10 protein-coding genes are annotated in these 22,872 nt (G+C 60.8%); 9 read left to right on the forward strand and 1 reads right to left on the reverse strand.

Annotated features, from left to right (window positions below; all coding sequences use genetic code 11):
* The first annotated feature begins 209 nt into the window (after positions 1–209).
* From VQ071_RS16170 to VQ071_RS16195, 6 genes are all read left to right on the forward strand, one after another.
* Positions 210–11,369: an S-layer homology domain-containing protein gene (locus VQ071_RS16170; protein WP_340515129.1), complete on the forward strand. Its 11,160-nt coding sequence runs from the start codon at positions 210–212 to the stop codon at positions 11,367–11,369.
* A 183-nt stretch (positions 11,370–11,552) separates the two neighbouring features.
* Complete coding sequence (locus VQ071_RS16175) at positions 11,553–13,601, forward strand: peptidoglycan D,D-transpeptidase FtsI family protein (RefSeq protein WP_340515130.1); 2,049 nt, start codon at positions 11,553–11,555, stop codon at positions 13,599–13,601.
* 154 nt (positions 13,602–13,755) lie between these two features.
* Positions 13,756–14,499 carry a Cof-type HAD-IIB family hydrolase gene (locus VQ071_RS16180; RefSeq protein ID WP_340515131.1) on the forward strand — a complete coding sequence of 248 codons (744 nt, stop codon included), beginning with the start codon at positions 13,756–13,758 and terminating at the stop codon, positions 14,497–14,499.
* A 7-nt stretch (positions 14,500–14,506) separates the two neighbouring features.
* On the forward strand, positions 14,507–14,986 hold the full coding sequence (locus tag VQ071_RS16185; RefSeq protein ID WP_277564494.1) for a DUF456 domain-containing protein: 480 nt from the start codon (positions 14,507–14,509) through the stop codon (positions 14,984–14,986).
* Positions 14,987–15,007: 21 nt separating this feature from the next.
* A complete protein-coding gene (locus tag VQ071_RS16190; RefSeq protein ID WP_340515132.1) occupies positions 15,008–16,675 on the forward strand; it encodes a putative polysaccharide biosynthesis protein in 1,668 nt (555 codons plus the stop codon).
* A 634-nt stretch (positions 16,676–17,309) separates the two neighbouring features.
* Positions 17,310–18,128, forward strand: coding sequence for a GNAT family N-acetyltransferase (locus VQ071_RS16195; protein WP_340515133.1), 819 nt, complete (start codon positions 17,310–17,312; stop codon positions 18,126–18,128).
* Between the two features lie 24 nt (positions 18,129–18,152).
* Here VQ071_RS16195 and VQ071_RS16200 read toward each other — a convergent pair whose 3' ends face one another.
* Complete coding sequence (locus VQ071_RS16200; RefSeq protein ID WP_340515134.1) at positions 18,153–19,439, reverse strand: DUF2515 family protein; 1,287 nt, start codon at positions 19,437–19,439, stop codon at positions 18,153–18,155.
* Between the two features lie 159 nt (positions 19,440–19,598).
* Here VQ071_RS16200 and VQ071_RS16205 point away from each other — a divergent pair, with 159 nt between their 5' ends.
* The 3 genes from VQ071_RS16205 to VQ071_RS16215 all read left to right on the forward strand — a co-directional run bounded on the left by VQ071_RS16205 (position 19,599) and on the right by VQ071_RS16215 (position 22,863).
* Positions 19,599–21,131 (forward strand): stalk domain-containing protein, encoded by a 1,533-nt coding sequence (locus VQ071_RS16205; RefSeq protein ID WP_340515135.1) that lies wholly within the window; start codon positions 19,599–19,601, stop codon positions 21,129–21,131.
* A gap of 116 nt (positions 21,132–21,247) precedes the next feature.
* Positions 21,248–21,598 (forward strand): thioredoxin family protein, encoded by a 351-nt coding sequence (locus VQ071_RS16210; RefSeq protein WP_340515136.1) that lies wholly within the window; start codon positions 21,248–21,250, stop codon positions 21,596–21,598.
* A gap of 236 nt (positions 21,599–21,834) precedes the next feature.
* Positions 21,835–22,863, forward strand: a complete 1,029-nt coding sequence (locus VQ071_RS16215; protein ID WP_340515137.1) for a COX15/CtaA family protein — start codon at positions 21,835–21,837, stop codon at positions 22,861–22,863.
* Positions 22,864–22,872 lie beyond the last annotated feature (9 nt).

Genomic DNA, 22,872 nt, shown 5'->3' on the forward strand with positions numbered 1-22,872 from the left:
TCAGTGTTTTTTAAGTGCGGATTGCTACTATTGTAGATAAATTCAAATGCAGTTTGAAAAGAAATAGCGGCATAAATTTTATTCAGGGGTGCACTATGCGAAAAAAATCAATTCTACGCCTGCTTAATTTCTTTTTGATCTTTACGATTATACTTGCCGCGGCAAATCCGGGAAGATCTGCACATGCAACGGTTGCAACTCAAGATTGGGTGAATGTCAGCGATCCTGCGATTACGGACAATTTGCGGGGGCTGGTCTATGCGGAAGACAAGCAGCTCTTCGTGGCGGTGGGGGATCAGGGCGCAGTCGTCACTTCTGCGAACGGTCAAAGCTGGATCAAGCAGCCCTCCAATACGACAGCTCAATTGAATGGCATTGCCTATGGAGACGGAACCTTCGTCGCTGTTGGCGAGGATGGTACGATTCTGTATTCGACGGATGGCACGAGCTGGGCTGCCGGTTCGATCGCCGGCGTCGACATGCTGACTTCAGTCGCTTACGGTGCCGGCGCCTTTGTAGCCGTCGGTTATGAGAGCAGCACGGATAGCGGCTTGATCTATTCGATCGCGAAGACCGATCTGGATTCAAGCGTCCCAGGCTCGGCGGTTTGGAGCGATGTCTCGCCGCAAGAGGAAAATTCTTTTTATGATGTCGTATTCGGCGGCGGATATTTCCAAGCGGGCAGTATTTTTGGAATCAGCCGTTCTACTGACGGATCGGTATGGAGCATAGCGGGCTCGCCCGCAAGTTATATTTATAACACGGCATATTTAGCGGAAACCAATCAGATTCTGATGCTTGCCACCGATTTTATGGACGACACTTTGAATATGATATCAATTTACAATTCTGCTGGCTCTTCGGAGTCATACAAAAACGTTGGCGCCAAGCTCAATAGCATGGCCTATGCCAACGGACAGTATCTGGCAGTTGGTGCCGACGGTTCGTTCGCGCGATTCACGATCGCCGAGTCGGGCGGAGAATATGATTTTGTAGGCGACGTGCAAGAGGCTCAGGAGCCCGGCATCGACGCAGAGCTTCACAAAGTCGTTTTTGGAGCCGGCAAGTTCATCGCCGTCGGTGATGACGGTACCATTTTGGCCTACAAAGCCGAGCAACTGCAAGGCCTCTCCTTGACGCCAGGCACAACTGCGGGCACGGTGAAGGTGAGCGCGCTGCCTGCAGGAAGCTACAAGTACACGATCGGAGCGCCCGGCAGTTGGCAGCGGCCTTTGTACGGCGACGCTTCTTCGGCTTATGCGTCATTGACTGGCTCGACCGAGATCCCGGCTGTTGCCGGCCAGCATCTATACGTCGTCAAGGTCGACGACAACGATCGGGTCATAGGCTGGTCGGAGATTGAGGTCGCTCAGAGCGACATCGGGAGCCAGGGACCTTCCAGTTATCTGTACTACCTGACTTCGGACGGCAACAGCAGTAACGCAGGGAGTGCGGACGCTCTGATGCGCATCGGCACCGACGGCTCGGACGAGACGACGATTGCGACCGAGATTGCGAAGATTCCCGGCGATCTGACGATCGATATAGCGGGAGGTCAAGCATACTATTTCGCCGGCGAGTCGAACGAAAAATCAATTCGTCGTATCGATCTGGGCTCGGGAGCCAAAACTGATTTTATTTCGCCGCTAGCGCAGGCCCCCTCTTATACGGGACTGTTTTTTGACTCGGCACACGGTTATCTCTACTACTTGACGAATGACAGCAGTTCAAGCACTATATCGGCGGGAGATTCGTTGAGACGGATAAATCAGGATGGTACGGGCGACATATTGATTGCCGGCAACATAGCGAAGCTGCCCGGAGACTTGGCGATGGATATCGGCGGGGGCAAAGCGTACTTTTTCGACGGGGGCGCCGGGAATTATGCGATCAGGAGCGTCGATCTGGCTACTCAGAACGTCGGGCTCGTAACGACATTAAGCGCAATCACTGCCTACTCCGGGTTGGTATTCAATCCAGCCGACGGCTATATTTACTTTTTATCTACGGATGGAAATAGCGACAGCTCGGGCAGCGAGGATGCGTTGAAGAAAATCAAGCCGGATGGTACGGGACTTACGACGATCGCATCGAGCGTCGCTGCAAATCCTGGAGATCTATCGATTGATTTTGCGAATCGGATCGCTTACTTCTTTGATATAAAAAGTTCTTCGGCAGCTATCAAAAAGGTGGATCTCGACAGCGGCGCATTATCGACATTTAAACCGCAAAGCGGGATGGCTTACGCCGGCATCTATGTCACCTCCGGTCAACCGGTCAGCTTCGACCGGGCGGCATCGAGTCCGGCGGACGATGCGACTGACGTGGACCTGGCAGCAGATCTGTCGCTCAAGTTCAGCGGCAAGGTGCTCAAGGGAATCGCCGGCAACTTCATCATCACAGACCTGACGAGCAATACGGTGCTGGAGACGATCGCCAACGGCAGCTCTCAAATTGCCGGCTGGGGGACGGACACGCTGACAATTAATCCGTCGGGCGATCTGCCTGCGGGTCACAAGATCGCAGTCACTTGGGAGAAGGCGGTCGTACAGGATTATTACAACAGCTTTATTGCGGCCAATAGCTTGGACTCGAATTATAACTTTACTGTTGCCGGTACTGCAGGCGGGAGCGCTACCTTCACTGTCGTCAATACCGACGACAGCGGCACGGGCTCGCTGCGCTGGGCCATCGCGCAGGCCGGCGCAGCGGCGGACGGCAAGGTCGTATTCGACCCGGCGCTGGCGGGGCAGACGATCACGCTGCAGTCCGACCTGACGGAATGGGATCATGTCAGCAGGGAAGCTGCAACGATCAGCTCTTCCTCGAACAGCAGCTTTACGCTGACCGGATTGAAGGATGCCGACGGCAAGCCCGCGATCACGGTCAACGGCAATGGACACATGGGCATCTACGCTACGGGCAACGGCGAATTCAGCGCCTCCGATATCAAGCTGACCGGGTTTGACATGTCGGCTGCCGACGGTCTTTACGATACGCTCGGATCGGCGTTGACGACGGGGAATTACGATTCGGTACATCTCTCGAATGTTCAATTCGAGTCCAATACGATGACTTCAAAAGTCGTAGGCAGCATCGTGTCGCTCGGATTGAAGTATCCCTTCTCTGGCGGCGTTCACTTGGATCGGGTCGTCTTCGCCGACAATACGCTTGAAGCGACGGTCAACGATGCCAGCAACGGCCCCCTACAGTCGGCGCTGTTATTTAACAGCTATGTTGAAGGCGACGTTACCAACTCTTTATTCAGCAACAATATCGCCATCAGCAATACCGCCATGGATAGTTATGGGGCGGCGATCAGCGGCATTTTCGACTATAACCTCGATATCATCAACAATACGTTCTATGGCAATCGTGTCGTGAACAATGGCTCCGGGAGCGCATTCGGTCCTGTTGGGGTTGTCAACTCGATGGGCGGCAGTGTCATAAATCTGTACAATAATATTTGGACTGCAAATGAGGCCAAAGGGACCAAGGTAACAGCGTTAGGCGACATATTCTTCAACGCAGGCGCGACGCTGAACGACGGTCATAACGCGGCGACGGTCTCCCCCTTCATCGACGCCGCAGGCGGTGACTTCCGCCTGGCAAGCGTGGCGACGGAAGCCATCGACCAAGGCGACGACAGCAAGTCCGTCGGCAGCCTGGATCTGGCCGGCAAGGCGCGCAAGGTCGGCAGTGCTGTCGATATCGGTGCGTACGAGTATGTGCCGGGGCCGGTGAGCAACGATGCATCGCTGACAAGCGTCCTCGGACAGACGGATGCTGCGCCTGGAGGGGGCAGCGGAGTATACGGAGATCCGATCACATGGTCGATCAACGCCGCGAACAATGTGACGAAGCTTGACAAGGCAGATATCGTGTCTGCCGATAGTACTGCGAGAGTCTGGTTCTACGCCGATTCGACTTATGCGGGCAACGACGGCAACGGCGTTCGATCTTTGAACCTGCCGGAGGACGGCTCGGCGATCGCATACATTCAGATCGACAGCGGCAGCGCAACGTTATACTATGCCGTGACGATAAGCCGTGCAGGCGGTGCCGCAGCTCCCGCCTATAAGATCAACGGCGTCTCGCAACCGTGGCAGAATGCGACGCTCGCGGCGGACGGCGACGTGCTGGAGATCACGACGGACGATTCTCCTGCTTCTCCTGTGCTTGTCCATGTGACAGCACCGGCGGGTTCGACGGTAACGTTGAAGGGCAAGGCGGGCAAAACCTACGACAAGGTGTATGTGTTGGTGGACGAGCCGATTACCTTGAAGCTTGAAAATTTCAATATCAAAGCGCCTGCCGGGGACAGCTACAACGGCATCGGATTCGTCAAGGACAATAGTCCTGGCGACGTCGTGCTCGAGGTCGCGGGCAGCAATACAATAGAGGGTTTCAACGGCATCTTCTCCCGTTCCAACCACCAGCTTACGATTAAGGGGACGGGGACGCTGATTGCGAAAGGACGGACATCCGCCGATCCTGCCGCAGACAGCGGGAACGGCATTTATATGAAGTCCGATAAAACCAGCGGCAACACGAACCCCGTCGCCGGGCTGACAGTAGACGGCGGCGTGACCGTAGAGGCCTACGGCGGCGACTCCACGGGTGCTTCGGGCGGCAACGGCATCTGGCTGGATTGGGGCAACCTGCTGATCAAGAACGGCAGCGTGACGGCCAGCGGCGGCCAGACGGACGGGGACCGGACCGCATTGTCCGCGGGCTCGGGAGTTACCCGCCGCGGAGGCGCAGGCGTCTATCTGGAGGAATTCGGTTCGCAAGGACAAGCCGGCAAGCTGACGATAAAAGGCGGCATGCTGACCGCCAACGGAGGCGCGGCGCAGGCGGTTAACGACCGTGGCGATTACTACGAGGGCGGCAGAGGGATCAATGCTTACAACAGCACGGTCATCGAAGGCGGCTCAGTTACGGCCAAGGGCGGAGCCAGCGCGGCCCAGCGGGGCGGGGACGGTATATTTACGCCCGCGCTTACCATCGCTGGCCCGACTACATCCGTGACGACGCTCGGCGGAGACGGCGGTACGGGCGCATCGTATATCGAGGCCGGTGCCGGAATGTATGTCACCAACGATATCGATATCGACGGCAGTGACGTGACGGCTGCTGGCGGCCGAGGCATGGCGAACGAATACGGCATTTTCTCGGCACACGGCAGCTTGACGATCACGGGGCAAGCGGAAGTGTCGGCGACTGGCGGCAACGGGACAGCAACGGGCGGGTCCGGCGGGATGGCGGTTCGCGTGTATGGCGATATCTCCGTCTCCGATTCGTCGAAGATAACGGCTGCGGGCGGGGACGGACAAGTCAACGGCTCGCACGGTGTGTTCGCCGATACAGGCCATATCGGAATCTACGGCGGCGCGGCCGTAACCGCTCTGGGCGGCAACGGGACTTCCGGCGTCGGCGGCGCCGGTCTGCGCGCCTTCGGCGGCGGCAGCGGCAGTGCGGTCGACATCTCGGAAGATGCGGGCGATATCTATGTGCGCGGCGGTCAGGGCATGTCGGCCAAGAGAGCTTCTATCATTGCCAAGGATGTTCGAATCGCGACAGGTAATGTCGGGCCGATCGTCATGGAGGGGACGGGCAACCCCCGGTCCATCCGGAACATGTCCGGCGGCGACGATGTCTATCTGCTGACGGTCACGACAGATCCGGCCGCGGCGACGACGATCCGTGCGGATGTCAACGGCACGGCGAGCGGCGCATACACCTACAGGGCGCCTGCAAAAGCCGACGGCCTGGCCTATATGTGGCTGCCCGCCGGTGCCAGGAAGATTGAGGCTGCGGGATACCAGCACAAGCTCCCGAATGTGACGACGGACGACGCCGCATTCGAATTATTGACGCTGCCTGCGCCGATCGCACATCTTGCGCATGGCGGCGTGACGACCGATTATACCACGATCCAGGCGGCGATCGATGCGGCTGCCGACGGCGATACGGTTGCGATCGAAGCCGGTACGCATCGGGAACAGCTGACGATAACGAAGAACATCACGCTGCAGGGTGCCGGCATCGCGCAGACGATCATCGAATCGCCTGACGCGGACGCGCTGGCAGCCGGCAGCTGGAAAAACCTGAAGAACCAGCTCGTCTATGCCGTAATCGGCGTCAAGACGGCTTCGGCCGGTGAGGTCGTCATCAAGGATTTGACGATCGACGGACGCAAGCAAGGCTATATTTCTTCGCACAATGGGTATGAGAGCGTCTATACGTTCAACGGCATCGCGGTTCGGGACACGTCTGCGACGATCGACCATGTGAAGGTTGTCGACGTGCGGGACGCCTACTCGGATTACAGCGGCAGCCCCGTCGCACCGCTGCCCGGGGATTATGTGCCGCAGGATCAGCCGTCCGGCGCGAATCACAACGAGAGCATCCTTCTCGAAGGCGCGGCGGGCACAGGTCCGCACAAGGTAACAGTGCAAAATTCGCAGATCGTCCGGTTCCACAAGACCGGCATTCTGGCGTGGGGCCCGACGCTTGAGGTCGACATTCACGACAACGAGATTCAAGGTCACGGGAAGACGCTGTACAGCACGGGCAACGGCATCCAGATCGCATCGACGGACCGCAGCACGATGGGCGGCTCGAACGGAGATCGCCGGGGCACGACGGGAATTGTGAAGGACAACCATATTTATGACATCGGTCTGGTCATACCGGAGCCGGGAGAGACTGGCGCCTATCTGAATCTCGGACTGTACGGACCGACAGGTATTCTGATGTATGAGGCCGGAGACGGCTTCATCATCGAGGGCAATACGCTCACGGGTCCGTCCGTACCGGCGTGGCACAACAGCTCCACCTCCAACGACGGCGGCTATTCGAATGACGGCATCGGATTCACCAACGTCAAGGATCCGGTCATCAAAAACAATACGATCTCCGGCTTCGGTACCGCGATTCTGGAAGGCGGGGCCGTCGCGGGATCGAAGGCGACGATCGAAGGCAATACGTTAAGCGGCAATGAGATCGATATCTGGACTTCGTCCGGCGACGACGCCATCAAGCTCGGCGCGGGCGCCGAGACGATCGCTTACAATCAGACGGGCAACGGTATCGATACGATCGAAGGCTTCGGCGTCGGCGACAGGCTGAACGTCGTCGGATTCGTCAACGGCTCGGTGAACGGACAGATCGGCACGCCGGCGAATGTCATCACGATGACGGGCACGGAAGGCAATCCGGTCATCATCGGCTACACCGATGCGCATCCGGTCGTCGACTTCACCGGTGGTACTGTGACGGCCGGCAGCGGTACTAGTGTAGCGGCACGCTCGGTAGAAGTATCGGAGTCGGCAGGCGTGACGACGCTGTACATCGATACGGACAATGATGCCGGCGCTCCGGAGCTTACGATCAAGCTGACGGGTGTGTATGCGCCGGGCAACTTCAGGCTTAACGGCGGCTGCATTGAATTTGTGCCGAACAGCACGGCGGATGCGTCAAGCAAGACGTTTGACAAGAACACGGCAGATACAACGGCCGGGCATTACGAAGACGTCGTAGTGAACCTGACGCTGAACGGCAATACGCTGGACGATGTGCTGCTGAACGGTGCCAGCATCGGCAGCGGCAACTACACGATCGACGGCACAGGCAAGTTGACCATTAAGAAAGCGTATCTGGCGAGCTTGTCCGAAGGCGCGCACACCTTCACGCTCGATATGAGCGGGGGCGCGGATCTGACGCTGGTTGTGACGGTGTCGATGAGTGCGACGCCGGAAACGACGCCGAATGCGACGATCGACTATGCGGCGGAGAAGCTGACGGGTCTGACGCCGAATGCGGCGTACACGATCGGCGGCGTGAGCAAGACGGCCGACGCGGAAGGCAAGCTGTCGCTCGAGTCCGGCTGGCTCGGCACATCGCTGAGCATCGTGAAGAGTGGCAACGGTTCGACGAAGACGGATTCGGCTGCGCAATCGCTGGCCGTGCCGGCGCGGACGGCAGCGCCGACGAGCGTCGGCAAGACGGATGCGACGTATCCGGGCGCGACGGACGGCAAGCTGACGGGCGTGACGACACAGATGGAATATCGTCTGAGCCCGAGCGGCGTGTGGATCGCGATCACGGGCACGGAGGCTGCGGGTCTGACAGCAGGCACGTACGAAGTGCGCGTGGCAGCGACGTCGACGGCGTTCGCTTCGGCAGCCGCCTCGGTGACGATCGGCGAGACGCCGACGACGCAGGAAGCGACGCCGAATGCGACGATCGACTACACGGCCGAGAAGCTGACGGGTCTGACGCCGAACGCGGCGTACACGATCGGCGGCGTGAGCAAGACAGCCGATGCGGACGGCAAGCTGTCGCTCGAGTCCGGCTGGCTCGGCACATCGCTGAGCATCGTGAAGAATGGCAACGGCTCGACGAAGACGGATTCGGCTGCGCAGTCGCTGGCCGTGCCGGCGCGGACGGCAGCGCCGACGAGCGTCGGCAAGACGGATGCGACGTATCCGGGCGCGACGGACGGCAAGCTGACGGGCGTGACGACACAGATGGAATACCGTCTGAGTCCGAGCGGCGTATGGACCGCGATCACGGGCACGGAGGCTGCGGGTCTGGCAGCAGGCACGTACGAAGTGCGCGTGGCAGCGACGTCGACGGCGTTCGCTTCGGCAGCCGCCTCGGTGACGATCGGCGAGACGCCGACGACGCAGGAAGCGACGCCGAATGCGACGATTGACTACACGGCGGAGAAGCTGACGGGTCTGACGCCGAACGCGGCGTACACGATCGGCGGCGTGAGCAAGACAGCCGATGCGGACGGCAAGCTGTCGCTCGAGTCCGGCTGGCTCGGCACATCGCTGAGCATCGTGAAGCCGGGCAACGGCTCGACGAAGACGGATTCGGCTGCGCAGTCGCTGTCCGTGCCGGCGCGTCCGGCAACGCCGACGGTCGTTGGCAAGACGGAAGCGACGTATCCGGGCGCGACGGACGGCAAGCTGACGGGCGTGACGAACGAGATGGAATACCGTCTGAGCCCGAGCGGCGTATGGACCGCGATCACGGGCACGGAGGCTGCGGGTCTGACAGCAGGCACGTACGAAGTGCGCGTGGCAGCGACGTCGACGGCATTTGCATCGGCAGCCGCCTCGGTGACAATTGGCGAGACGCCGACGACGCAGGAGGCAACGCCGAATGCGACGATCGACTACACGGCCGAGAAGCTGACAGGTCTGACGCCGAACGCGGCGTACACGATCGGGGGCGTGAGCAAGACGGCCGACGCGGACGGCAAGCTGTCGCTCGAGTCCGGCTGGCTCGGCACATCGCTGAGCATCGTGAAGAGTGGCAACGGTTCGACGAAGACGGATTCGGCTGCGCAATCGCTGGCCGTGCCGGCGCGGACGACAGCGCCGACGGTCGTCGGCAAGACGGATGCGACGTATCCGGGCGCGACGGATGGCAAACTGACGGGCGTGACGAACGAGATGGAATATCGTCTGAGCCCGAGCGGTGTGTGGATCGCGATCACGGGCACGGAGGTTGCGGGTCTGGCAGCAGGCACGTACGAAGTGCGCGTGGCAGCGACGTCGACGGCGTTCGCTTCGGCAGCCGTCTCGGTGACGATCGGCGAGACGCCGACGACGCAGGAAGCGACGCCGAATGCGACGATCGACTACACGGCGGAGAAGCTGACGGGTCTGACGCCGAATGCGGCATACACGATCGGCGGCGTGAGCAAGACAGCCGATGCGGACGGCAAGCTGGCGCTTGAAGCAAGCTGGCTCGGCACGACGATCAGCATCGTGAAGCCGGGCAACGGCTCGACGAAGACGGATAGCGCACCGCAGGCACTGAATGTCCCTGCCCGTCCAGGCCACCCGGCCGTAACGGCCAACGACGATGCCAACACGATCAACGGGCTGGACACGAGCATGGAGTTCGCGATCGACGATGGTGCGTACGTGAAGTTTAACGGCACGAATACGCCGGAACTGTCCGGGGCGCATACGGTCAAGGTCCGGACTGCGGCCACCGCAGCCGCGTTGGCGGGCGAAGCGAAGTCGCTCACCTTTACGATAAACGCACCTTCGCCAAGCTCCGGTTCCTCCGACGCTTCGGCGTCGTCGACTGAACAAGCGGTCGAGGTGCTCGTCAACGGCAAGGCGGAGAATGCGGGCAAAGCGACGACAACGGAGTCGGGCGGCATCAAGACGACGGATATCGTCGTTGATCCGGCCAAGCTGCAGGCGAAGCTGGATGCGGAAGGCAGCGGAGCGATCGTCACGATTCCGGTCAAGTCGGATTCGAACGTCATCGTCGGCGAGCTGAACGGCCAGATGATCAAAAACATGGAAAAGCAGTCGGCGACGCTCGTCCTGAAAACGGACAAAGCGACCTACACACTGCCGGCGGAACAAATCAATATTGACGCCTTGTCCGGCAAGCTTGGCGGCAATGTGAAGCTTGAGGACATCAAGGTCAGAGTCACGATTGCGGAGACGCCGTCCTCAATGGCCCGGATCGTCGCGAATGCGGCGACTGGCGGCAAATTGTCCATCGTCGCGCCTGCGATCGACTTCACGGTCACAGGAACGTACAACGGCAAGACGGTAGAGGTCACCACGTTCAATGCCTACGTGGAACGGACAGTCGCGCTGCCGGAAGGCGTCGATCCGAGCAGGATCACGACAGGCATCGTGGTGGATCCGGACGGCACGGTGCGACATGTACCGACGAAAATCACTGTTATAGACGGCAAGTACTATGCACAGATCAACAGCCTGACGAACAGCACGTATGCGGTCGTCTGGCACCCGATGACCTTCGCGGATGTGTCGCAGCATTGGGCGAAGGACGCGGTGAACGACATGGGCTCGCGCCTTGTGATCAACGGGGTGAACGAGACGACGTTCAATCCGAACGCCGATATCACGCGCGCTGAATTCGCAGCGATCATCGTGCGCGGGCTCGGCCTCAGGCTGGGCGAGGGTACGAATCCATTCGCCGACGTGGCGTCCGGCGCCTGGTATGCGAGCGCTGTGCAGACAGCGGCGACCTACGGGTTGATCACAGGCTTCGAGGACGGTACGTTCCGTCCGAACGCCAAGATTACCCGCGAGCAGGCGATGGCGATCGTCGCGAAGGCGATGAAGCTGACGGGCCTGGCGCAGCAAACGGGCACGCCCGACACGGCGGCGACGCTCGGCAAGTTTGCGGACGGAGCGGCTGCGGCCGACTGGGCCAGAGACAGCATCGCACTGGCTGCCCAAGCCGGCCTCGTCAGCGGCAGAAATGGCGGCAAGCTCGAAGCCAAAGCCAACGTCACGCGCGCCGAAGTGGCGACGCTGATTCAGAGACTGCTGAAGCAATCGGATCTGATCTGAATGACAACACCGGCAACCCGCTCGATTCGAGCGGATGCCGGTGTGTTTTTTATTGAAGCGTGCATAATGTCGATCTACCCGGGCGATTTTTTTATCGGCGGCGCTGCGACTTTACGAGTCTGCTCCTCGTCTCTATTTATGCTAGAATAATAGGGAGTTCGAGCCAGGAGGGAAAGCCGCGACATGAACGCCCAGATCAAGACAGAGGAGCAAAAGAAAAAGGACTTCCGCAACCGCCGCAATTTCAGCTTCAGGCTCAACATTTTCTTTTTGCTGACGTTCGTACTTTTCTCCATGCTGATCGTTCGGCTCGCGTATCTCCAATTCGTCGAAGGCCCGAGTCTCAAGGAGCGCCAGACGAGCCTCATTACGAAGGGCGTGTCGATCCCGCCGATCCGCGGCAACATTTATGATTCCAAGGGGCAGCCGATCGCATATTCGATCTCCACCCAGTCCCTCTACTTTACACTGAAAACCGGGTTCAAGCAGGAAGCGGCCGAGGCGCTCGCAGCCAAGCTGGTCAAGCTGTTCGATCAATATGGCGACAAAACGGCCGAACCGCTCACGGCAGCCGACATCGTGAAGGCGATGGATATCAAGGGGCGGACGCATCTGCCGTTCCAGCAGCGCCGTCTGAAGTCGGGGCTGACGAAGGCCGAGATCGCCTATCTCAGCGAGCACCGCGACGAATATCCGGACGTGGAGATCGTGGAGGAGAGCATCCGCCAGTACAGCCCGGACAAGGTGGCCGTCCAGCTCGTCGGTTATATGACCAAGATGAAGGGCGCCAAGGTGAATCTCGATTATTACAAAAAAATTAACGAGGATCAGTCGGATCCCGCACTTAAATATCTGGATACGGAGGATGTCGGCTACGACGGCATCGAGCTGATGTACCAGAAGGAGCTGCGCGGTCTGAACGGGTACAAGTCGTACCAGATCGACAGCATGAGCCGGATTGTCGGCGACATGAAGCTGACGAAGCCGGTCAAAGGACAAAATCTGTACTTGACGATCAACCGCAATGTGCAGCTCACGGCGCAGCAAGCCATACTCGATCAGATCGCGACGACGCGGGCCTCGACGGTCAAGACGCTCAAGGACGCGCAGCCGACGACGGGCTATGCGGTGGCGATCGAGGTGGCGACGGGCAAGGTCGTAGCGATGGCGAGCATGCCGGATTACGACTCGAACATCTGGCAGGGCGGCATCAGCAAGGAAGAGCTGGACGAGATCACGCCGGCGATGGGCAACGGCGCGATCCGCGAGGTGTTCCCGCCGTACAAGGACCCGAAGGAGCGCTCGCAGCATCCGACGTCGCTCGTGCCGCTCGGCTCGACGCAGAAGCCGCTGACGATTCTGACCGGACTGATGGAGAAGACGATCACGCCTTATTCGACCTGGTCGGATCCGGGATACTTTAAGTTCGGTAAAGACGATCAGGCCGAGGTGCAGAACGCCAGCCGGGCTGCCAACGGCTCGCTCACGCCAACGCGGGCGATCGCCAAGTCGTCCAACGCGTTCATGGCGAAGATGGTGGGCGACGCGCTGTACAAGCGCGAAGGCAAGAAAAGCGTCGACATCTGGGACAAGCATATGAAGGAGTTCGGACTTGGCGTGAAGACGGGCAGCGGGCTGCCCAAAGAGTCCCCGGGCATCGTCGATTACTTCGTCAGCGCGACGCGGGACAGCCCTCAGTCCGCGATGATCTACGCGTCGTTCGGTCAGCAGGGCAAATATACGGCGCTGCAGCTGGCGCAGTACGCGGCGACGCTGGCAAGCCACGGCAAGCGGATGAAGCCGCTGCTCGTCGACCATACGACGGACGCAGACGGCAATGTCGTGACGAAGACGAAGCCCGAGGTGCTCAACGAGATCAAGCTGCCCGACATCTACTGGGACACGATCGAGAAGGGGATGGCCCAGGTCAAGGTAGAGGGCTTCGCCGATGTGCGCTACGATTTCTACCGCAAGACCGGTACGTCGCAGCAGCAGGGCGTCGGCAAGCGCAAGTTCGTCGAGAACGCCGTGTTCATCGCCTTCGCGCCGCAGGACAAGCCGAAGCTCGCGGTCGCGGTTGTCGTGCCGGACGGCGGCTACGGCGGCTGGGGCGCCGCGCCGATCGCGCGCAAGATCTTCGACGCATACGACGCCGAAGTCGGCTTGACGGATGCGGGGCCGCGGCCGCCGCTCGCGACGACGGCCACGATCGACATGACCCAGGAGCCTTAATACGCACGAAGTTACGACGATCGCACCTTCGTCACCCGTTCCGCCGCTTGAGATGCGGCTGGGCGGGTCTTGTCGTTTTTTACCCCCGAGATATGTTAGAATGACTTAGATTGCAAGCAGGCTGCGGCCGGCATCCGAAGGAGTGGTAGGCTAGGTGGGCAAATACCGATTGCTGGCGCTCGATCTGGACGGGACGCTGCTGAACGACCGGCAGGAGATCAGCGACACGAACAAAGAATGGATTCGCAAAGCGACGGAAGCGGGCGTCACGGTCATCGCTTCGACAGGGCGAGGGTTCCCGACGGCGCTGCCGATCGTGGAGCAGCTCGGGCTGGATACGCCGATGATCACGGTCAACGGAGGAGAGGTGTGGACCAAGCCGCACAGTCTGCACAGACGCATCACGCTGGCTACGGACATGATCATGAAGCTGCATATGCTGGCGGAGCGGCATCCGGTGGCCTGGTTCTGGGCATATGCGACCGACGGCATTTACAACAAAGAACAATGGGTGGACGACACGTATTCGCGCACCTGGCTGAAGTTCGGCTACTACGACGAAGACACGTCCGTCATCGCGAAGCTGTGGGAAGAACTGTTGACGTGGGAGGGACTGGAGCTCAGCAACTCCTCGCCGCAAAATATCGAAGTGAACGCCAAGGGCGTAAGCAAGGCAGCTGCGATTGAGGAAGTGTGCCGGATGATCGGCTGCGAGATGTCCGAGGCGGTAGCCGTCGGCGACAGCCTGAACGATCTGGCGGCGATCCGCGCTGCGGGGCTCGGCGTCGCGATGGGCAATGCGCAGGATGCCGTCAAGGCCGAGGCCGACGTCGTGACGGGCACGAACAACGAGCACGGCGTAGCCCAAGTGATCCAAAATTACATTCTAAAGGCGTGATGTCCGCATGGATATTCTCGGATGGGTGCTCGTCATTGCGTTGTTCGCGATCGGCCTCGCCGGCGCGGTCTATCCGATCTTGCCCGGGGCGCTGGCGATCTACTTCGCCTTTTTCGTCTACGGGTGGTTTTTCTCGTTCGAGCCGTTCGGCTGGTGGTTCTGGAGCTTCCAGACGCTCATCGTCATCATCCTGTTCGTCGCGGACTACGTGGTGAACGCCTGGGGCGTCAAGCGCTTCGGCGGTTCCAAGGCGAGCGTCTGGGGCAGCACGATCGGGGTGCTGATCGGACCGTTCGTCATCCCGGCCTTCGGCCTGATCATCGGTCCGTTCGCCGGCGCCTTCCTCGGCGAGCTCGTGAGCGGTTCTAATGTGAAGAAGGCGATGCTCGTGGGCTGGGGCTCGCTCGTCGGCCTGTTCACGAGCACCGTGGCGAAGGTCGTCTTCCAGGTGGCGATGATCGTCATCTTCTTCATCTGGCTAATCTAGCGATAGGACTGATACTCGTAAATGGTCAAAAAGGATTCGCTCATCAAAGGCACGCTCATCCTGACGGCGGCGGCGCTCATTGCGCGCGTGATCGGAATATTCCAGCGGGTACCGCTCGCGCATGTGATGGACGATGTCGGCAACAGCGCATTCGGTATCTCGAATACCGTCTATTTGCTATTGCTGGTGATCGCTACGGCGGGTATTCCGAGCGCGATCAGCAAGATGGTGTCCGAGCGCGTCGAGCTCGGCCGGGGCAGCGAGGTCAGGCGCATCTACAGGGCGGCGATGAAGTTCGGCATGATCGCCGGTCTTGTCTTGACGGCCGGGCTGCTGGTGTTCGCGCCCGTCTATACATGGCTCGCCGGTACGCAGCATGCGACACTGGCGATCCGTGCGATTGCCCCGTCGCTGCTGCTGTTCCCGGTCATCGCGATGATGCGCGGCTACTTCCAGGGTCGTCAGTTGATGATGGCGGGCGGCGTATCCCAGGTCGTCGAGCAGATCGCCCGCGTCGTGACGGCGATCGGCTTCGTATTCGCGTTGCATGGCTGGGGTTACGGCAATGAAAAAATGGCGGCCGGCGGCGCGCTCGGCAGTGTCGTCGGAAGTATCGGCGCATTTGCGGTCATGCTGTATTATGGCGTCAAGCTAAGAAAAAGCGATGAGCGGACGGGTGAGCTGGATCGAACGGAGCGCTCGATGGCCGGAGGCGGCGCCGGCAGTCCGCCGGTGCTGCGCAGCAACCGGGATATATACCGGGCGATCTTCCGCATCTCCATCCCGATCCTCGTGACCGCGATGACCGTGCAGGCGATCTATATGATCGACCAGTCGCTGCTCACGCGGCTCAGCGAGTGGCGGTTCGGCGAGGCCAAGACATTGAAGTGGCTTGCAGATCTCACCACCAATGCACAATCGATCGCCGGCATCCCGCCGGTGCTCGCGATCGCGCTCAGCCAGTCCATCCTGCCGGTGCTCTCCGCCGCATTCGCATCCGGCGACCGGGAGCGCGTTACCCGACAGGCGACGCTGGCACTGCGGATCGGCATCTTCTCGGGCATGCCGATCGTGCTGTTGATGACGGTCGGGGCGCATGCCATCAACGGTCTGCTGTTCCCGAATCCGGACGCGAGCCTCGTCGTCGGCATGCTGGCCGGCGGCACAATCTTCCAGATCACAATGATGACCTCGAATTCGATCCTGTACGGACTCGGCCAGCAGCGGCTCGCGATGAAGCATACGCTCGTCGGCATCTTCGTCAAGCTGGTGCTGTCGCTGATCTTGACGCCTCTATTCGGCGTATACGGCTTGGTGTCCGCGACGGCGCTTTGCTTCATGTTCGCCACGATGACGAACATGATGTCGATCCGCAAGCGCGCCGGCGTCCAAGCGCTTGGCGACCGCTGGACGGGCTTCGCGGCGACCGTGCTGCTGCTCTCTGCCGCGGGGGGCGGACTCGTCTACGCCGTGCTGCATCTGGCCGCGCCGCTTGGCGGCAAGTGGCCGTACCTGCTCGCCACCGGCGCGCTCGGCCTGCTCATCTGCACCGTCTACCCGGTGCTGCTCACGGCGCTCGGCGTACTTCGCGCGGACGACCTGGAGTCGTACCCGGCGCGCATCCGGCGCGTGCTGCGCCCGTTCCTGCGCTTCGCGCGCGGCAGGCGCACGGCGGGGCGCTCGGCGTGACCCGCGCAAGCCGCGGGCTCCGATAGCTAGACAGGCTGACACAGAGGCCCCGTTCATGAGACGGGGCCTCTTGCTTGCGTTACGATGGTTACCTCTAAGTGCGGCGCAGGTGAGGAGTGCGGAGGAGATAACGGAATTTTTTACCGTTATGAGTGGCTGAGATGGGGAGTACGGAGGAGATAACGGATTTTTTTGCCGTTATGAGTGGCTGAGATGGGGAGTGCGGAGGAGATAACGGATTTTTTTGCCGTTATGAGTGGCTGAGATGGGGAGTACGGAGGAAATAACGGATTTTTTTGCCGTTATGAGTGGCGGAGGTGGGGAGTACGGAGGAAATAACGGATTTTTTTGCCGATATGAGTGGCTGAGATGGGGAGTGCGGAGGAAATAACGGATTTTTTTGCCGATATGAGTGGCTGAGATGAGGAGTGCGGAGGAGATAACGGATTTTTTTGCCGTTAAGTGCGGCGCAGGTGAGAAGTGTGGAGGAAATAACGGACTTTTTTGCCGCTAACAGCGGCGTTGATGGGGAGTATGGGAAATAAATGGTTTGATATTACTTCATCGTTGCCCGATACTTGATTGTTATATCGTAGCAATAAATCGTGCAGGTGGAGTGGAGGAGGAGAGGGGCATGATCGAACGCTTAACCGCGCACGATTCGATGCTGCAGGGCGCATTCATGCTGGATGAGGTGCCGTACAATCTGGTCTACCGTGTGCTCGAATCGGAAGAGGCGCTCTGCGTAAAGACGGCGAACGAGCAGCTGCTCTTCGCCCAAACGCCCGGGTTGAACGGATGGCTCTGGCTCTCGCCGCATTCGACCGTCGCGCAGCAGGAAGGCAATCTCTCCGCGCTGATGAATCATCTGGCGGGACGAGCGGCTCTCACCGGCGTCTCGGGCGCCCCCGCGTCGGCGCAGAAGTTCGCGGACGCATATGCCGCGAGGACCGGGACGACCTGGCGTACGCATATGGCGCTGGAAGCTTATACTTGCGAGGCTGTGCGCCAGCCAACGCATGTGCCCGGCGAGCTGAGGCAAGCCGCTGAAGGAGACGCAGATACGGTCGCGGCGTTTATAGCGGGCTTCTCGGAGGAGACGCGGGGCGTGCCGGCCACGCCGGACAGCCAGCGGACGGCCGCGCTCGGGATGATCGCCACAGGCAATCTGTATGTGTGGGTCGTAGAGGAGGAACCCGTGTCGATGGCCAATATCGCGTTCCGCGCGCCCAGGCACGGGCGGATCAATGCGGTATATACACCGCGCGCGCGACGCAGCCGGGGATACGCGAGCGCGGCCGTGGCCGAGCTAAGCCTCGGGCTGCTGCGGGAGGGGCTGGTTCCGATGCTGTATACGGATGCTGCGAATCCGATCTCGAACAGAGCCTATCGCAATGTAGGCTATGTGCAACAGGGATCGCTCGTGGACATTCAGTTCGAACGAGGCGAATAGACGGCGGGCTGGACCCGCCGCAGCTCAAGCGCGGCTCGCATGCTGCCGCCCCAGCCTCTCCAGCGCCGCTGCGGCGGCTTCGAGCTTGCGCTGGCCATACTCATGCTCGTGAGTCATGACGAACACGAGCGGCGGACGCAGCCTCCTGAAATGACGGAGCACGGACAAGTCGGACAGCCAGTCCGTCTCGTCCACCGGACCGAGCGGCCGGTCGGGCCAGGCCTGTTCGAGCCGTGGGCTGTGCCACAGCCGTCCGGCCGTCCCGCCATCCCGACGCTCGGGCTGCGCCTCTTCCCCGCCCGGCCTGAACCGATCCGGCCAGTAGTCGGCCCGCGATCCGGTATGCGCCACCGTCTCGGCAAACGCGAGCGCGCCGCCCAGCACCTTCGGATAGGCGAACAGCATGGCGTACAGGCTCTTGCCGAAAGCAATCCGCTCGTCAACGCTCGCGAACGACTCCAGCACGCGCCCGGCGAGCACGGCCGCCGGTCCCGCATCCCGCGCGGGCAGCACGCCGCCCATCGGCACGACGACCTGCTGCAGCTGGAGCGGACGCATGCTTTTGAAGGCGGCGGAGCCGAGCACGGAATTTTTGTACGCCGGGTCCTGGACGATGCGGCGCTCGATGACATGCTGCTCGTTCACGATGAGCGCGACAGTCAAGGCGGCGGGATCGCGCTCGATCCAGAACCGCTCCCAGAACGGCTTCATAAATGCCGATACGCCGAATGCGGACAGCAGCGCGAACCGGCTGCGGCCGGCCCGTCTGCTCTCCTCGTACAGCCGCAGCTGCGGATAGGCATCGCGGAAGATGAGCGCATTGCAGGATTCCAGCATGCCGAACAGCTTGGCACGGTCGTGCTGCGGGAGCAGCCGGGGCAGCCAGGCACCTTGCAGATCCGTCATGTTCCATCCGCCGTTGCGCGATACGAGATGGGCGAGCAGCGCCCAATGCAGCTCCGGATGGGTGCGGTATATGTCCAGGTATGCCGCCGTGCGCGTCACGTTGTTGCGATTAAGCGCCTCGGTCTCCGCGCGCAGGCTCGCCACGAGCGCGGCGTTGGATTCGTCGAGATGGGAGGAGGCGCCGCGCCCTCTCCTGCTGAGCTCGCCGCCCAGCTCCGCTTCGGCCCAGGCGGCGATTCCCGGCGGCAGCCGCAGCGCCGACCTGGGTCTTGCGAGCCGGACGGACTCGAGCAGCGCGGCCCACTTCAGCGCTGCGCCCTTTGCCAGACCGCCCGACAGGCTCGTCATTTCCTCGCTCCCCGATTGTCCGCGATCGTCGCGGTATGCACTCGTCGTATCGTCCATCGTCATCTCCCCCTATCGGCGCGTACGGCAGCCCTATTGGAAGGATTTCCATATCGAGCGTCGAACTATCCATTACTGGGTATCAGGATATTGGATATCATTGGTATGTTGTGTGAATCGAGAGGAGATCGAGCGATGGGCAAAAGGAAATTACGTAGCATGGGTACAATATTGGCCGCCCTGCTGATCGTCGCGCTTGTCGGCTGCCAGGCCGTCGGCGGCGTGAATTTGAACGAGATGCTGACCAAGCAGCTGGATGTGCGGTCATCCGCCGGCAGCAGCTCCTTCGAGGTGCAGCTCGATTGGAACGAAGATGCGCTCGCGGCGGAAGACGCCCGCGTGCAGCGGCTCGCTCATCTGTTCAGCCGGATCAAGCTGCAGCTTGACGAAGTCCGGTCGGATGAGAAAGGCAATCTGGCGGCGTCGGGGCAGCTGTCCCTGACCAAAGGGGATATTCCGTTCACACTGGCGGCGGATACGTCCAAGCTGGTGCTCCGCGTCGACGGGATGAAGCGTCCGCTGCAGCTTGATATCGGCGGGCTGCAGACCGGGATGCTGCCGGGGGCGGGCATCGTGCCGGGCGTGGGCGATATGACCGGCAGCCTGGTCAAGGAAGCGTTCCGCGATGCGTTGAAGGAGGTCGCCTCCTATACGATCGGCCATCTGCCCAACCCGCCCAAGATTGGGGCGTCGGCGGTCAATATCCCGATCAACGGTGCAGCGATCGATCTGATGAAGGTGCATGCGGAGCTGAGCGGCAAAGAGCTCAGCGAGCTGATCCCGGTATTCCTCGATTCGGTGCTCGCCGACGGGGAAGGCGTGCGCAGCCTGCTGGAGCGTCTGACCGCATGGGCGTCCGAGCTGCCGCCTGAGCTGCAGGAGGAGATCGGCTTCACGGACGAGGATACGAAAATGACGAAGGAAGACATCGCGGAGGCGGCGCAGGACATCATGGACGAGCTGCAGGAGCTGCGCGACAGCTACGAGGAAGCGAGCAAGGAGGAAGATTGGCAGCAGATCTTCAATGAATCGCTGACGTTCAAGGGCGACTTCTATGCCGACAAATCGCTGCACATCCGCAAGGCAAGCACCGAGATCTCGCTGGGCGCAGGCTTGTTCCAGGAAGAAGACATTCCGCTGAAAGGAATCGTCATCCGGACGGAGCAGGAAACGTGGAGCATCAACGAGGATCTGAAGCTTGGCCCGGTGGAGACGCCGGCGAATGCGCTGTCCGCCGAAGCGCTGGCAGAGATGAATCCGCGCAAGATGCTCAGACAGCTCAGCGTCGATTCGGTCGTATACGACGTCCTCAAGAACGACTTGCAGATCGACGATCAGGCGTTCACGCTCAGCTCGGATTGGGGCGTGCCGATCGCGAGCGACGATGACGACAATCTGTACGTGCCGATCAAAGAAACGATGCGCGAGCTGGACAACCCGATCACGTTCGATGCCGCGCGCAAGCAGATCCGATTCTACGACGATCCGACGGATCAGGATGTCATACTGACGCTCGGCTCGGATCAAGCGATCGTGAACGGAGAGCGCGTGAACCTGCATGCGACGGTCGCCAGAATCGACGGCGTAGCGTACATGTATGCGGACGACCTGTTCGACCTGCTGCATGCGACGTACACGCTCGAGGACGGCTATGACGGCGAGCTGCTCATGAACGTCTCCCGCGATCTGTGACGGAACCGCAATCCTCCGGCCGCCGTATTGTGCGCCGATGCCGGCAGGCGTATAATGACCGGTAATACGATAAGGCGGCGCCGGTCATGGCGTTCTGTCAGTGGAGGATATGCGACATGGATAAAATAACGACTGAAGCCGACTTCCGGGCGCGCGTCGGCGCAGGCGAGTTGACGGTCGCGGTGTTCAAGACGACCTGGTGTCCCGACTGCCACTTCATCAATCCGTTCATGCCCGAGCTGGAGCAGGCGTATGCCGACCGGCTCAGCCTGATCGAGGTGGATCGCGACGACCTGCCCGAGCTGTGCAGCGAGCTGAACATTCTCGGCATTCCGAGCTTCGTCGCCTTCTACGAGGGGCGCGAGCTGATCCGGTTTGTCAGCAAGCTGCGCAAGTCCCGCGAGGAGATCGAGCAGTTTCTGGATCGCGCTGCAGCGATCGCAGGCGAGATCGCGCCGAAGGCCTGACCCGATTGGCATGCCTGCCGCCGGCAGACAGCCCTGTACGCGCCGACAATGACGGCGCGAAGCCTCCGTCTCCGCCGATCGGCGGAGACGGGGGCTTTAATTTTAGGCGCCTTTGTGACAGAGTTCACATAGAATCGAGCCGTTCACAGTTTGAACATAGCATTGCCTATAGACGCTCGGGTATAATGAAAACGGGCTGAAGCCGACTACTTCATTATAGAAATTAGGGATGAACCATGACTGCAAAAGCTTATCGGCTGCTTGCCTTATGGAGCTGCATCGGCATGCTGCTCGTGCTCATAGCCGGGGTCGTCGTGACCAATACCGAATCCGGCCGCGGCTGCGGGACGGACTGGCCGCTCTGCAACGGGAAGTTTATACCCGCCTATACGGTCGAATCGATCGTGGAATATACGCATCGCGCCGTCAGCGGGCTGGAGGGCTTCCTCGTGCTCGGCGTGTTCCTGCTGACGATACGGCTGAAGCCGGTCAACGGAGAGGCCCGCCTCTATGCGGGCAGCGCGCTGCTCTTTACGATATTCCAGGCCGTGCTGGGCATGCTGGCCGTCATCATGCCGACCTCCGACGCCGTGCTCGCGATCCACTTCGGCATCTCGATGATCGCATTCACCAGCACCTGGCTGCTGTATGCGTGGGCGAGGCGTTGGGAGCGGACGCTGCTTGCGGGCGACGCGGGGGGCTGGCCGATCCCGAAGGACGCTGTGCCCGCTCCGGCGTCGTTCGCGGGAGCCGGGGCCGCTCTTGCGCCGCAGCGCAGCGCGCAGCCCGTCCGTCGGACGCCGTCCGGCGGCGCCGTGCCGAAGAGTCTGTTCGGCTGGATACTGGCCATCATTATTTATTGCTATGCCGTCGTCTACCTGGGCGCCTATGTGCGCCATACCGACGCGGCCGGCGGCTGCATCGGGTGGCCGCTGTGCAACGGCGAGATCGTGCCGGAGCTGAGCGGGGCTACCGGGGTCGTATTTTTGCACCGGGTAGGTGCGATTGTGCTGTTCCTGTTCATCGCCGCGATCGCGCTGCTCGTCCGCGGACGAACCGGCGGACACGCCGAGCTGACGAAGCTCGGATATGTCTCGCTCGTCCTCGTCATCTCGCAAAGTCTGAGCGGCTGGCTGCTCACCGCCACGCTCGAGCATCACGACGTATACGTCTTTACGAGTCTGCTCCATACGATCATCATATCCGTCTTGTTCAGCTCGCTATGTCTGTGGGCCATCCGCGCATGGCAACTATCCCGTCGCTGACGTCACTGG

Origin of the sequence: Cohnella sp. 56 (genome assembly GCF_037963805.1) — a bacterium.
GTDB lineage: Bacteria > Bacillota > Bacilli > Paenibacillales > Paenibacillaceae > Cohnella.